The organism is Streptomyces sp. CC228A (genome assembly GCF_021390935.1).
In the GTDB taxonomy this organism is placed as follows: domain Bacteria; phylum Actinomycetota; class Actinomycetes; order Streptomycetales; family Streptomycetaceae; genus Streptomyces.
Genome location: NZ_JAJPUI010000003.1, coordinates 422,162 through 435,870, shown reverse-complemented (window position 1 = coordinate 435,870; position 13,709 = coordinate 422,162). Strand labels below are relative to the sequence as shown.

10 protein-coding genes and 1 pseudogene are annotated in these 13,709 nt (G+C 72.8%); 5 read left to right on the top strand and 6 right to left on the bottom strand.

Annotated elements, in window-relative coordinates; genetic code table 11:
- Positions 1 to 96 precede the first annotated feature (96 nt).
- The 4 genes and pseudogenes from L6E17_RS11815 to L6E17_RS11800 all read left to right on the top strand — a co-directional run bounded on the left by L6E17_RS11815 (position 97) and on the right by L6E17_RS11800 (position 3,630).
- Positions 97 to 1,020 (top strand): EamA family transporter, encoded by a 924-nt coding sequence (locus tag L6E17_RS11815; RefSeq protein WP_236240715.1) that lies wholly within the window; start codon positions 97 to 99, stop codon positions 1,018 to 1,020.
- A 238-nt stretch (positions 1,021 to 1,258) separates the two neighbouring features.
- Positions 1,259 to 2,104 (top strand): annotated as a pseudogene (locus L6E17_RS11810) (DMT family transporter); the annotation flags it as partial.
- Between the two features lie 205 nt (positions 2,105 to 2,309).
- The gene (locus L6E17_RS11805) at positions 2,310 to 3,212 is read left to right on the top strand and encodes a LysR family transcriptional regulator (protein ID WP_236240714.1); all 903 of its coding nucleotides are present in this window, start codon (positions 2,310 to 2,312) and stop codon (positions 3,210 to 3,212) included.
- Positions 3,213 to 3,333: 121 nt separating this feature from the next.
- On the top strand, positions 3,334 to 3,630 hold the full coding sequence (locus L6E17_RS11800; RefSeq protein WP_308315868.1) for a hypothetical protein: 297 nt from the start codon (positions 3,334 to 3,336) through the stop codon (positions 3,628 to 3,630).
- Positions 3,631 to 3,664: 34 nt separating this feature from the next.
- Here the strand turns inward: L6E17_RS11800 and L6E17_RS11795 are convergent, their stop codons facing one another.
- The 3 genes from L6E17_RS11795 to L6E17_RS11785 all read right to left on the bottom strand — a co-directional run bounded on the left by L6E17_RS11795 (position 3,665) and on the right by L6E17_RS11785 (position 5,400).
- Positions 3,665 to 4,027: a hypothetical protein gene (locus L6E17_RS11795; RefSeq protein WP_236240713.1), complete on the bottom strand. Its 363-nt coding sequence runs from the start codon at positions 4,025 to 4,027 to the stop codon at positions 3,665 to 3,667.
- A gap of 314 nt (positions 4,028 to 4,341) precedes the next feature.
- Positions 4,342 to 4,536: a DUF397 domain-containing protein gene (locus L6E17_RS11790; protein WP_236240712.1), complete on the bottom strand. Its 195-nt coding sequence runs from the start codon at positions 4,534 to 4,536 to the stop codon at positions 4,342 to 4,344.
- A gap of 9 nt (positions 4,537 to 4,545) precedes the next feature.
- Positions 4,546 to 5,400 carry a helix-turn-helix transcriptional regulator gene (locus L6E17_RS11785; RefSeq protein ID WP_236240711.1) on the bottom strand — a complete coding sequence of 285 codons (855 nt, stop codon included), beginning with the start codon at positions 5,398 to 5,400 and terminating at the stop codon, positions 4,546 to 4,548.
- Positions 5,401 to 5,643: 243 nt separating this feature from the next.
- On the opposite strand from L6E17_RS11785, the gene L6E17_RS11780 reads away from it, so the two are divergent.
- A complete protein-coding gene (locus tag L6E17_RS11780; protein WP_236240710.1) occupies positions 5,644 to 6,093 on the top strand; it encodes an ATP-binding protein in 450 nt (149 codons plus the stop codon).
- A gap of 387 nt (positions 6,094 to 6,480) precedes the next feature.
- Here the strand turns inward: L6E17_RS11780 and pepN are convergent, their stop codons facing one another.
- The 3 genes from pepN to L6E17_RS11765 form a co-directional block, all read right to left on the bottom strand.
- Positions 6,481 to 9,045 (bottom strand): aminopeptidase N, encoded by a 2,565-nt coding sequence (gene pepN / locus L6E17_RS11775; protein WP_236240709.1) that lies wholly within the window; start codon positions 9,043 to 9,045, stop codon positions 6,481 to 6,483.
- A 124-nt stretch (positions 9,046 to 9,169) separates the two neighbouring features.
- On the bottom strand, positions 9,170 to 10,186 hold the full coding sequence (locus L6E17_RS11770) for an aspartate-semialdehyde dehydrogenase (protein WP_236240708.1): 1,017 nt from the start codon (positions 10,184 to 10,186) through the stop codon (positions 9,170 to 9,172).
- 194 nt (positions 10,187 to 10,380) lie between these two features.
- Positions 10,381 to 13,695, bottom strand: a complete 3,315-nt coding sequence (locus L6E17_RS11765) for a S8 family serine peptidase (protein ID WP_236240707.1) — start codon at positions 13,693 to 13,695, stop codon at positions 10,381 to 10,383.
- Positions 13,696 to 13,709 lie beyond the last annotated feature (14 nt).

The window sequence follows — 13,709 nt, the reverse complement described above, 5'->3', positions numbered from 1 at the left end:
GCGGCGGGATAGCAGCTTGCGTCTAAGTAGCTTAGCGCTAAGCTACTTAGTGCCAAGTAAGTTCCCTGCCGCCTTTCCGACCGCCGAGGGGTCTCCATGTCCCGCCGCGCCGCCGTCGTCGCCGTCACCGCCCTGGCCCCGATCTCCTGGGGCACGACCTACGCCGTCACCACCGAGCTCCTCCCGCCCGACCGCCCCCTCTTCACCGGCCTGGTGCGGGCCCTGCCCGCCGGACTCATGCTGCTCGCCGCGACCCGCACCCTGCCCCGCGCGGACTGGTGGTGGCGGTCGGCGGTGCTGGGCACCCTCAACATCGGCGCCTTCTTCCCGCTGCTGTTCCTCGCCGCCTACCGGCTGCCGGGCGGCGTCGCCGCCGTCGTCGGCTCCGTGGGCCCGGTCTTCGTGATCGGCCTGGCCGCCCTGCTGGTGGCCGAGCGCCCCACACTGCGGGCGCTGGCCGCCGCGGTCGCCGCGACCTGCGGGGTCAGCCTCGTCGTCCTGCGCTCCGACGCGGCCCTGGACGCGGTCGGGGTCGCGGCCGGTGTCGCGGCCGCCGCCTGCATGTCGGCCGGCACGGTGCTCACCAAGCGCTGGGGCCGCCCCGAGGGCGTCGGCCCGCTGGTGATGACCGGCTGGCAGCTCACCGCGGGCGGCCTGTTCATCGCCCCCATCGCCTTCCTGATCGAGGGCGCCCCGCCCGCGTTCGACGGACCCGCGGTGCTCGGCTACGCCTACCTGGCGCTCGGCAACACCGCCGTCAGCTACTGGCTCTGGTTCCGCGGCGTCGAGCGCCTGACCGCCACCTCCGTCACCCTCCTCGGCCCGCTGTCCCCCATCACGGCCGCGGTGATCGGCTGGGCGGTGCTCGGCGAGGCCCTCGGCCCCGTCCAGGTCTTCGGCATGCTCCTCGCCTTCGGGGCCACGGCGGCGGGGCAGCTCCAGCCGCGATCGTTCAGGAATGCTGAAAAGAACGATCGGAAAGACGAGATGGACCTTACGGTTCAGCCGGTGCGACGGTAGGTCCCCAAGACCCCGACGCACCCCGCCTCCCTCCGCGAGCGGGGAGAGAGGCAGGCCCCGTGACCCCCGTGGACCGGCCGGCACCACCCCCGCGCCCCCGGGCCCGCCCGCGCCGAGCCCCGCCCCGCCCCCCGCGCCCCCGCGCCCGCCCGCGCCGAGCCCCGCCCCGCCGCCCGCGCCCCCCGCCGCGCCCCCGGCGGCGGGAGGAGCGGGCCGGGCGGCCGCCGCCGGGGTCCTCCTGGCGGCCGTCGCGACCGTCGTCTGGTCCGGCAGCTTCGTCGCCACCCGGGCGCTCGCGGACACCGTGCCGCCCGTCCAGGCCGTCTTCTGGCGCTGGACCGTCGCGCTCCTCGTCGTCGCCCCGTTCGGCGCCCGCGCGGCGTGGCGGCAGCGGCACGTGGTCCGCCGCCGCCTCGGCTGGCTCACCCTCACCTCGTTCCTCGGCGTCACCGCGTACAACACCCTCGTCCACCAGGCCGGGCTGACCACCCCGGCCGCCACCATGGGCCTCGTCATGGCCGCCGCGCCCGTCCTGATGGCGGTGTACGAGCGGATCGGCGGCGTCCGGCTCGGCCCGCGCCGCACGGCGGGCCTGCTCACCGCCTTCGGGGGAGTCGTGCTGCTCCTCGCCACCGGCTCCGGCACGGCCGGCCTCCCCGGCCCCTCGGACCTGTGGATCGTCGCGGCAGCCGGCTGCTTCGCCTCCTACAGCGCCATGCTGCGCCGCCGGCCGCGCGAACTGGACGGCCCCGCCCTGCTGTTCACCACCTTCGCACTCGGCACCCTGATGCTGGTCCCCCCGTACGCGGCCGGGGTGGCCCTCTCCGGCGGGTTCCCGGTCACCGTGTCGACCGCCGGGCCGCTGCTCTACCTGGGCGTGCTGTCGTCCGCCGTCGCCTTCTTCGCCTGGAACAAGGCCGTCGCGCTCGTCGGCGCCGCCCGCGCGGGCCTCGTCTACTACCTGCAGCCGCTCTGCGCGGCGCTGCTCGCCCTGCTCCTGCTCGGCGAGGAGGTGCGGCCCGCCGGTCTCCTGGCCATGGGCCTCGTGCTCGGCGGTGTCGCCCTGGGCTCCGCGGAGCGCCGCAGGGGAAAGGCCCGGCCCGCCGGTGGTCAGGCGGCGGACCGGGCCCCTCAACGGGGAGGCGCCGGAGGGCCGGGGGGTGCCCGGCCGGCGCCCTACCGAGTCTCAGGGTCCCCGCACACCACCGGCAACCGGTTCGCGCGAGCTGTCCGGAAGACGCCACGGGGGGCGTGAGGCGGCCGCCGCGGGGCCCGCGTAGGTTGCCGCCATGACCGAGTGGGACATCAGGAAGCTCCGCGTCCTGCGCACGCTGCGCGACCGCGGCACGGTGACCGCCGCGGCGCAGGCCCTGTCGATGACGCCCTCCGCGGTGTCGCAGCAGCTGTCCGGTCTCGCCCGGCAGCTCGGCGTGCCCCTGCTGGAGGCCCACGGGCGCCGGGTCCGCCTCACCGACGCCGCCCACCTGGTGCTGCGCCACGCGGAGGCGGTGTTCGCGCAGCTGGAGCAGGCCGACGCGGAACTGGCCGCGCACGCGCGGGGCGACGCCGGCACGGTCCGGATCGGCGCCTTCTCCACGGCGGTGCCCGCGCTGGTGGTGCCCGCGGTACGGGCGCTGCGCGCGGCGCGGCCCGGCCTGGAGGTGCGCGTCCGCGAGGCCGAGGCCGCGGAGGCGTACGGGCTGCTGGCGGCCGGGGACGTGGACGTGGCCCTGTCGCTGGCGGCCCGGGCGCCCACCGCGCGGGACCCGCGCTTCACCCGCGTACCGCTGCTGGCGGACCCCCTGGACGTGGCCCTTCCGCAGGACCACCCGGCCACGGCCGCGCCGGAACTCCGCCTCGCCGACCTGGCGGAAGAGCCCTGGATCTTCGGCGGCAGCGGCCCCTGGTCGGAGATCACGCTGACGGCCTGCGAGGCGGCCGGCTTCGTGCCCGACCGGGCCCACTCGGCGGCGGGCTGGCCGGCGATCCTGGCGATGGTGGGCGCGGGCATGGGCGTGGCCCTGATCCCGCGCATGGCGGCGACCGCCGGCACCGGGGGCGCCGTGGTCCGCCCCCTCACCCCGGACCCACCCCGCCGCCACGTGCTCGCGGCGGTCCGCAGCGGCGCGGAGGCGAGCCCGGCGATCGCCCGCGTACTGACGGCCCTGCGGGAGTCGGCGAACGCCCGGTGACCGCGTCCCCGGCCGGCTTCATCGGCCGTACTTCTGCCTCCGTCCTCGACGGCCCCGCCCTCCGGGCCCGGTGCCCCCGCCCCGCGTCCCACGCGGTGCCGCCGTGTCCTACAGTCGCCGCATGCGACGAAGGGCGGTACCGGCGGTGGCCGGGGCCGCGTTCTGGGCCTGGGGCGAGTGGGTGAACCGGCGCTGGTCCCGGACGCTCGTGGGGAGCGGCGCGGGCGTCTCCGAGGCCGTGGTCGTCCCGGGCTACCGGAACCCCGGACCGAGGGCGAACGCCGTCAACCGTTGGCGAGTCCGCGCGGGCGTCCGCTCCGTGGCCGCCGACCGCGCCCCCGCCACTCGCGAGGAGCGGAGGGTGTCGCGGCGGATGTCGGCCGCCGCGTCGGCGGCACCGCCGGGGGCTCCCGGGTGACGTCCCCTCACGTGGCCCGTGCCGTCCCGCCGGGTTACCGCGCGGCCCGCGTACGGGGGCGGGGCGACAGCGTGAGGCACCGCACGGGACGCACCGCCCACTCGGCGACCGCGCCGCTTCCGAGCACGACGGTGAATCCGCACGGCTGCCCGGCCTTCAGGAGGCCGATGGCCTGCATCCAGCCGCACTCGGCCCAGGCGAGCGCCCGCTCGATCTCGTGCGGGGTCATGCCGAAGACGTGCGCCGTGCGGATCTGCACGCGGATGGTCCGGACGGCCTCCCGGGCGGTGGGGAGGACGCGGGGGGCTGCGGCGGGCTCCGCTCTCTTGGCGGTGGTCGACGGGTACCTCAGTACCTCGAGTAGGAAGCCCTGCTCGATCTGGGCCTCTGCGGTCAAAGGGGCGGACAACCTTGCCCCGTGTGTGCCGATCGCATGGTCCGTGATCCGCATGACTTGCCTTCCGTCTCGGTAGCGCGGTTGCCGCCGTGGGCATGCCGTAGACGCGCATGGCCAGGGGTGATCTTCGAGGAGTCCGTCTCAGGGCGCAGGAACATTGCCCGCTATCTGGGCGCGGCTGCCCTGTTTGCGACGCACGGCGACGGTAGCGCTACTCATTGATGGGTGGCAAGTGTGCCCCGGGGCATGTATGTCCGAGCATACGAGTGCCCCCCGCCCAGTCGGGCGAGGGGCACGGTCGTGCGTGGCTGGTGTTAGACGAGGTCGTCGAACTCGCCGTTCTTCACGCCCAGGATGAAGGCGGCGAGCTTCTCCGGAGTGGTTCTCACGATGACGTTGGGGCTGTCGCTCTCCCGCAGCAGGATTTCACCGGCGACTCTGGCGGTTTCGAGGCACTGCTCGCCGCCGGCGCCGGAGTAGCTCGACTTCTTCCACTTGATTTCGCTCATGTCTGACTCTCACAGTTCCCTTGCGATGTGATGAATGAAGCTGCGCGACTCTTCGGGTCCGAGTGCGGCCTGCTCGGCCAGGTCGAGCAGCGTTCGGTAGCTGTCGAGGTCCGTGGCCGCATCGAGGAAGCGACCGCCGAACGGGGTGTCGATGTGCACGGTGTCGAGTTGAGGCACGGTGCCGTTCGCGTACATCACGGTCTGTGTCACCTCGACGAAGTCCTCGTTCGTGAAAGGGATGACCTGGAGGATCAGGTCAGGACGCTCCGACATGGATAGGAGGTGCTCGAGTTGGCCACGTGCCACCTTTCGCCCGCCTACGCGCATGCGTAGCGCTGCCTCGTGCACGATCGCCTCGAATCGCGTGGGGGTGTCGTGCTCCAGGATTGCCCGCCGCTTCATGCGGTGCTCGACGCGGGCCCGCACTTCGTCGCCCGGGAGATGTGGGATGAGGCTGGCGAACAGGGCCTGTGCGTAGTCCTCGGTCTGGAGGATGCCGGGAAACGTGACGGGTTGCAGGCATCGAAGCCGGGTGGCGTGGTGCTCAAGCTCGGCGATGTCGAGGAAGCCGGGGGGAAGGATGCCGCGGTAGTCGTCCCACCAGTACTGGCCTCGGTGCTCGCGCGCGATGCTGCAAAGGGCCTCGATGAGCGCCGGGTCGTCGCAGGCGTAGAAGACGGCGAGCTTGCGGATGCGTTCTTCGCTGACTCCGATCCGGCCGGCCTCGATGTGGCTGATCTTCGCCTGGTCGGTCGAGATCATCCCGGCCGCCTGTCGGGCGGTCTTCCCTGCGCGTTCGCGCAGCTTGCGAAGCTCGGCGCCAAGTCGGGCCTGGCGGACTGTCGGGTTGTCCCTCGGCGGCATGAGTCCCTTCCCCTGTCTGCGCACAGTGTCGCCCGTAACCGTGTCATGGGTCCACTCAATGGGACCAACACGGGGGGCAACCTTGCTACGGGGCATACATGCCCCCTATGGTGCTGGTGGCATCGCGCCACGCCAATGAGAGCGAAGTGCAGCCGCGCAGCGCGTTGTTGCGTGCCCGAACCTGGGAGCGGCCAAGCCACGCATGGCGAGCGCGAGTACGAAACGCGTTGGGAGACATTCGACATGACGACCACTGCATTAGCACCCCCTCCCGCCCCGCTCCCCGAGGCCGCGAGCTACCGGCTCACGGCGCCGAACCTGGCGAGTACCGTCGGGCTCGCCCGGCACTGGGTGGTGGACCTCCTCCAGATCAGCGGGCGCGGGCGGCTCGTCGATCGGGCCGCGCTCTGCACCTCCGAGGTGGTGACCAACGCCCACCTGCACACCACGTCTTCGGTGATCACGGTCGACGTGTCCCTCTCGCGCGGCGGTGTGACCGTGTGCGTGCGCGACGGCGCCCCGAGTCCTGGCCCGCGGCCGTGCCCGGCGTGGTCGGACGGGCGCGTGCTCCGGACCACGGGGCGGGGGCTGGGGATCGTGTCCGCGCTCGCCGACCGGTGGGCGACGGTCTCGGGGGAGACGTCGAAGACAGTGTGGTTCTCGTTGCTCGCGGACGGGAGGGCCGCGCCGTGAATCGCCCGGATCGCGTCCGCTCCGCACGCGAGGTGGCCGGATGGTGACCGGGCGGCTGGTCGCCGGACTGCTCGTCCTCTGCGTGAGCCTGGGCGGGCTGGCCCTGGTGGCGATCTACTCGTCCATGCCGAGCCCCCGCAGAGCCCTCTCGCCCCCGCCGGAGCGTCCCGGCACGACGTACCGCTGCCACTGCTGGAGCCGGTCCGTACGGGTGTGGATCGAGGCGCCTCCCGAACCGAGTCCGCCGCGACGGTGGTCGCGGTCGGCCCGGGGCGCGCGGCGGGGGCGTCACGCCAGGCCGCGGGCGGCTCCCGCGCGGGCGGAGCCGTAGAAGCACCGGGGCCCTCGGCGACACGTTCGCCGAGGGCCCCCGCCGCGCCGGCGGGCCTAGCGGTCCGCCGCCTGCGCCTTCAGGGCGCGCTCCACGCCCGCGCGGGACTCCGTCACCAGCCGCCGCAGCGCCGCGTTCGGCTCGGCCGAGGCCAGCCACGCGTCCGTGGCGTCCAGCGTCGCCTGGGAGACCTGCAGCGCCGGGTAGAGGCCCACCGCCACCTGCTGCGCCATCTCGTGCGAGCGGGACTCCCACACGCCCTTCACGGCCGCGAAGTACTTCTCCGTGTACGGGGCGAGCAGCTCCCGCTGGTCCGTCTGCACGAAGCCGCCGATCACCGCCTCCTGTACGGCGTTCGGCAGCCGGTCGGACTCGACGACCGACGCCCACGCCTCCGCCTTGGCCTCCGCGGTGGGCCGCGCCGCCATGGCCGTGGCGGCGTGCCGCTCGCCCGCCGCCGTGCGGTCGCGCTCGTGCTCGGCGGCGATCTCGTCCGCGCCGAACCGGCCGGTCGCCGCCAGCCGCTCCACGAACGCCCACCGCAGCTCGGTGTCGACCACCAGGCCGTCGATCGTCTCGGAGCCGTCGAGCAGCGCCGCCAGCAGGTCCAGCTGCTCGTCGGTGCGGGCCGTCGCCGCGAAGGCCCGCGCCCACGCGAGCTGGTGGTCGCTGCCGGGCGCCGCTGCCCGCAGGTGCTCCAGCGCCGCCTCCGTCCAGCGGGCCAGCCCGGTCGCCCGCCAGTCCGGCGCCGCGTAGAGGTCGAGGGCCAGCTTCACCTGGCGGTGCAGGGACTGCACCACGCCGATGTCGGACTCCTTGCCGATGCCCGACAGCACCAGGTCCAGGTACGCGCGCGCGGCCAGCTCGCCGTCCCGCGTCATGTCCCACGCCGACGCCCAGCACAGCGCGCGCGGCAGCGACTCCGCGAAGTCCCCGAGGTGCGCGACGACGTTGCGCAGCGACTCCTCGTCCAGGCGGACCTTCGCGTACGACAGGTCGTCGTCGTTCAGCAGCACCACCGCCGGACGGGGCCTGCCCACCAGCGCCTCGACGCCGGTCAGCTCGCCGTCCACGTCCAGCTCGACCCGCTCGGTGCGCACCAGCTTGCCGGTGTCGTCCAGGTCGTAGCAGCCGATCGCGATGCGGTGCGGACGCAGCACCGGCTCGCCCTGCGCGCCGGCCGGCAGCGCCGGGGCCTCCTGGCGCACCGCGAAGGACGTGATGACGCCGCTCGCGTCGGTGTCGACGACCGGGCGGAGGATGTTGATGCCCGCCGTCTCCAGCCACTTCTCCGACCACGTCGCCAGGTCGCGCCCGGAGGTCTCCTCCAGCGCGCCCAGCAGGTCCGCGAGCCGCGTGTTGCCGAACGCGTGCCGCTTGAAGTACGCCTGCACACCGGTGAAGAAGGCGTCCATGCCGACGTACGCGACGAGCTGCTTCAGCACCGACGCGCCCTTGGCGTAGGTGATGCCGTCGAAGTTGACCAGCACGTCGTCGAGGTCGCGGATCTCCGCCATGATCGGGTGCGTCGACGGCAGCTGGTCCTGCCGGTACGCCCAGGTCTTCATCTGGTTCGCGAACGTGGTCCAGGCGTGCGGCCACTGGGAGCCCGGCGCGTACGCCTGGCAGGCGATGGACGTGTAGGTGGCGAACGACTCGTTCAGCCACAGGTCGTTCCACCACTCCATGGTGACGAGGTCGCCGAACCACATGTGGGCCAGCTCGTGCAGGATGGTCTCGGCCCGCACCTCGTAGGCCGCGTCCGTCACCTTCGACCGGAAGACGTACTGGTCGCGGATGGTGACCGCGCCCGCGTTCTCCATCGCCCCGGCGTTGAACTCCGGCACGAAGAGCTGGTCGTACTTCGCGAAGGGGTAGGCGTAGTCGAACTTCTCCTGGAACCAGTCGAAGCCCTGCCGGGTGACCTCGAAGATCGCGTCCGCGTCGAGGAACTCCGCGAGCGACGGCCGGCAGTACACGCCCAGCGGCACGACCTGCCCGTCCGGCCCCTCGTAGGAGGAGTGCACCGCGTGGTACGGGCCGACGATCAGGGCCGTGATGTACGTGGAGATCCGCGGGGTCGGCTCGAAGACCCAGAGGTCGTCCTCGGGCTTCGGCGTCGGCGAGTTCGACACGACCGTCCAGCCCGCCGGCGCCTTCACGGTGAACTGGAACGTGGCCTTCAGGTCGGGCTGCTCGAAGCTGGCGAACACCCGCCGCGCGTCCGGCACCTCGAACTGCGTGTACAGGTACGCCTGGTCGTCCACCGGGTCCACGAAGCGGTGCAGGCCCTCGCCGCTGTTGGTGTACGCGCAGTCCGCGACGACCCGCAGCTCGTTGCGGCCGTGCCGCAGGTGCTTGAGAGTGATCCGCGAGTCCCGGAACACGGACGCCACGTCGAGGTGCTTGCCGTTCAGCACCACCTCGTGCACCGCGGGCGCCACCAGGTCGATGAACGTCTCCGCGCTCTCCTCCGCGGAGTCGAAGCGCACGAGCGTGTCGGACCGGAAGGTGCCCCCCTCCTGCGCGCCGCTGAGATCGAGGTCGATCTCGTACGAGTCCACGGTCAGCAGCGCGGCGCGGCGCTGCGCCTCCACACGGGTCAGGTTTGTGCCAGGCACCCGGTCATCTCCTCCATGTACGACTGTGCTGGCCCATCCTTCCATGGCCGGGTGCCGGCGGCAGCGCCGAAAAAAAGGGCGGTCCCGCCGGGCCGGCGGGACCGCCCTCACGGCGGGCGGGGGGTCAGCCCCGGAGCTCCTGGGCGACCAGCTCCGCGAGCTGCACCGCGTTCAGCGCGGCGCCCTTGCGGAGGTTGTCGTTGGACAGGAACAGCGCCAGGCCGTTCTCGACGGTCTCGTCGACCCGGATCCGGCCCACGTAGGAGGCGTCCTTGCCGGCGGCCTGGAGCGGGGTGGGGATCTCGGACAGCTCGACGCCCTCGGCGTCCTTCAGCAGCTCGTACGCGCGCTCCACGCTGATCGGGCGCTCGAAGCGGGCGTTGACCTGGAGGGAGTGGCCGGAGAAGACCGGGACGCGCACGCACGTGCCGGACACCTTGAGACCGGGGATCTCCAGGATCTTGCGGGACTCGTGGCGGAGCTTCTGCTCCTCGTCGGTCTCGAAGGAGCCGTCGTCGACGATCGAGCCGGCCAGCGGCAGCACGTTGAAGGCGATCGGGCGCTTGTAGACGCCGGGCTCGGGGAAGTCCACGGCCTCGCCGTCGAAGGCCAGCCGGTCGGCCTGCTCGGCCACCGCGCACGCCTGCGTGCGCAGCTCCGCGACGCCCGCCAGGCCGGAGCCGGACACGGCCTGGTAGGTGGTGGCGACGAGGGCGGTCAGGCCCGCCTCCTGGTGCAGCGGCTTGAGCACCGGCATGGCGGCCATGGTGGTGCAGTTCGGGTTGGCGATGATCCCCTTCGGGCGGTCCTTGATCGCGTGGGGGTTCACCTCGGAGACGACCAGCGGCACCTCGGGGTCCCGGCGCCAGGCCGAGGAGTTGTCGATCACCACGGCACCTTGCGAGGCGACCTTCTCGGCGAGCGCCCGGGACGTCGCGCCACCGGCGGAGAAGAGCACGATGTCGAGGCCGGTGTAGTCGGCGGTGGAGGCGTCCTCGACGGTCACGCCGTCCACGACGGTCCCCGCCGACCGGGCGGAGGCGAAGAGCCGCAGCTGGTCGACCGGAAAGCTGCGTTCGGCGAGGATCTTGCGCATGACCGTGCCGACCTGACCGGTGGCTCCGACGATTCCGACCTTCACGGGGACTCCTGTCGTACGAATGTGCGGCAAGGGGTGCTGCCGCTGTCCATGATGCGTATGTCCGGTCCCCGGTTGTCCAATCGGTTGTCCAGAGGGTGAGAAGGGCCACGGACGGATCCGGGAACGCGAAGGGCGGGCGCCCCACCGGGCGCCCGCCCTCACACTCCGTATCCCTCCAGGCTACGGAGTGGTGCTCACGGAGCGGTCACCTTCTCGATGACGACGCTGCCGGTGCCCGCCACGGTGCCGCGCGCGTTCACCAGCGAGACCTCGCCGAAGAAGCGCCGGCCCTCGGGGGCCGCGCCGTTCACCACGACCTCGGCGGCGAGCTCCGCGGAGGCGCCGTTCGCCAGGGAGAGGGTCTTCGACCCGTCCACCCGGACCTCGCCCAGCGCGGAGGAGAAGTACACGTCCTTGTAGTCGTAGGCGGTCTCACCGGCCGGGACCGAGTAGCCGTCGACGACGATCGTGTACGTGCCGGGGGCCGGCTTCACCAGGGACACCGACTCCTCCGAGTCGCCGTCCGCGGACGAACCGACCTGCACGCCGTCGCGCAGGACGATCAGGTCCAGGTCGGCGGCCTTGTCGGAGACGTTGCCGATGGCGACGTCGAAGCGCTCGACGCCCGCACCGATCTCCACGGTGGTCCGCTGCTCGGCGTGGTGGCCGATGGTCGGACGGGCTGTCTTCGCGGAGCCCAGGGACCCGCCCTTGGCCTTGCCCTCGATGGCCGCGAAGTCGTTGGTCACCGTCCACTCGACCGGAGCCGCCGCGCCCTGCACCGCCTCCGGCAGGGTCTGGACGGCCGGGTCGAAGGTGGCGCCCAGCACGGAGACGTCCAGCTTGTACGGGTTGCGCAGCAGCGGCGACGTGCGGCGCGACTCCACCTCGATCTCCCAGACGCCCGGCTGCGGGTTCGCGTACGAGCGCACGTCGGGGCGGCAGGTGTTGTTCGGGTTGTCGTAGTTCGGGTAGCAGTTGATCGTCGACGTGGAGTCCGCGGGGACGCCGTACGGGTGGATCGCGATGAACCGGGTCTGGCTGCCCTCGGCGAGCCCGCTCAGCGCGACCTCCAGCGTCTTCGCCCCGGCCGGGACGTTGACGAAGTACGACGTGGGCGCGTTGCGCTCCACCCGGCCGGTCGCCGACATCCCGAAGGACGGCGCGGCCAGGTCCTCGGCGGCGACGACGGTCGTCAGGATCTGCTTGTCGACGCCCCTGGTCCACGGGTCGGAGACCTCCAGGACCGCGCTGTGCACGCCGGCGCTGCGCGGCTTGGCGGCCACCTTGACGGTGACCGGCTTGTTCAGCGGCAGCATGATCAAGTGGCTGCCGACGACCCGGAAGGTCCGCTCGTGGTTGTTCTCGAACCGCAGCGTGTGGAGGGTCGGCCGGTCGGGACCCGTGGTGCGGGTGACGGTGACCTCGTACACCTTCTTCTGGCCGACCTTGAGGCCGCCCTCGCGGTCGTACAGGCCCGTGCCGAAGCCGGGCTCCGCGAGGAACTGGTCGAGCGCGGTGTCGACGGGCGCCTTGACCGTGTACTCGTGGGCGTCGGCGCCGCGCAGCACCTGCTTCCACGCCTTCACGACGTTGATCCGGCCCGCGCCCTGCTCGTGGGCCTGCACGCCGCGGATGCGGTCGGCCTGGCTGGTGACGGCGGTGCGCAGCTTTGCCGGGGTCAGCTCGATGCCGCGCTGCTTGGCCGCGGACAGCATCAGCGCCATCGCGCCGGTGGCCTGCGGGGCGGACATCGAGGTGCCCTGCAGCATCGAGTAGCCGGCCGGCAGCTCGTAGCCGGCCTCCTTGACGGGGCCGCCGGGCGCCCAGGTCTGCGTGGTGTTGATCGCCGCGCCGGGGGCGGTGATGGTCGGCGTGAAGCCGCCGTCCTCACGCGGGCCCCGGGAGGAGAACGGCATCATCTGGTACCGCGTGGTCACGGCCGAGCCGTAGTTCGCGGCCCAGGTCTCCTTGGAGACGGCCGCGCCGACGCTGATGACCTTGTCGGACAGGGCCGGGTCGCCGATGGTGTTGACGCCGGGGCCGCTGTTGCCGGCGGAGATGACGATCTGCACGCCGTAGGTGTCGATGAGGCGCGTGTAGAGCTGGGCGCGGGCGTTGTTGCCGTCGTTCAGCGCCGGCAGGCCGCCGATCGACATGTTGACGATGTCCACGCCGCGGTTGGCGACGAGGTCGATCATGCCCTCGGTGAGCGCGACGTTGGTGCAGCCGCCGCTCCAGGTGCAGGCGCGGGACGACACCAGCTTGGCGCCGGGGGCGGCGCCGTTCATCCGGCCGCCGAACAGGCCGTTCGCCGCGGTGATGCCGGCGACGTGGGTGCCGTGGGACCCCTCGATGACGCCGATGTTGACGTAGTCGGCCTTGTCGCCGGCCGCGTTGTAGGGGACGTCCTTGCGGATCTCGACGACGAAGGGGATGCGCTCGACGACATCGGTCGCGGGGTCGTCCGTGCCGAAGTAGCCGATCTGGAAGCCGTCCTTGTACGGCTTCATCGGCTCGTCGTCACCGAAGTCGGAGTTCCCGTTCAGGTCGACGCGCACCGTCCCCGCCGCCGGGTCGTACAGCACGCCCCACACGTCGGTGGTGTCGCCGTCCCGGTTCAGGTCGCCCGCCATGTCGCCGCCCTTGGTGGCGGCCTCGGCGAACGTGCGGAACTTGTACGTGCCCTCGGGGGCCGTCCACGTTCGGCTCTCGGCGGTGAAGACGGGGCCGGACACGCCGACGTCCATCCGGCGCCAGGTCTGGTCGCCGTCGGAGACCGGGTCGGTGGCGGTCACCCAGTCGACGATCTTGCGCTCGCCGGTGGTCGTCTTCTGCAGCGCCGGGTGGCCCAGGTCGACACCGGAGTCCAGGATGCCGATGGTGATGCCCCGGCCGTCGGCCTTCCGGTACTTCCGCACGAAGTCGACGGCGCCCGTCTCGTGGGACGGGTTGTACGGGTTGACCGCGGGCGTGTGCTTGCCGGGCGCCGGGTAGCTGCCGGTCTTCGCGGTGGCCGCCCCGTCCGCCCGGTCGGCGGCGGGCGTCGGGTCGTCCAGCACGATCTCGTGCTTCAGGTCGATGCCCTGCACGCTGGACAGCTTGGCGGCCGCGCCGATGGCGGCCTCGGCCTGCGAGGTCGGCACGGTGGCCCGGACGTAGCCGAGCTTGTCGTTCGTCTGGCCGACGGTGCCGCCCTTGACCGCGTCGAGCTGCTCGGCGACCTGCTCGGTGCTGCCCGGCTCGGTGGCCAGCATGAGGGTGACGGTCTTCTCGCCCTGGGCCTGCGCCTCGGCGAGCCGCTCCGCGTCGTCGGAGCCCAGCTTCTCGGCGGCGGTCTTCGCCGGCTGCGGCTCGGTCTGCGCGGACCCGGGCGCCGGGGCGGGCGCGGGGTCGGCGAACGCGGGCGCGGCGCCGGTCGCGACCAGGGCGGCCACGAGGCCGGCGGCGGCGGCGATCCGGGCCGTACGTCTCATCCCCGGTATGGGGCTGGGGGGTTCGAGGGTCATCTGCATCCCTGTGT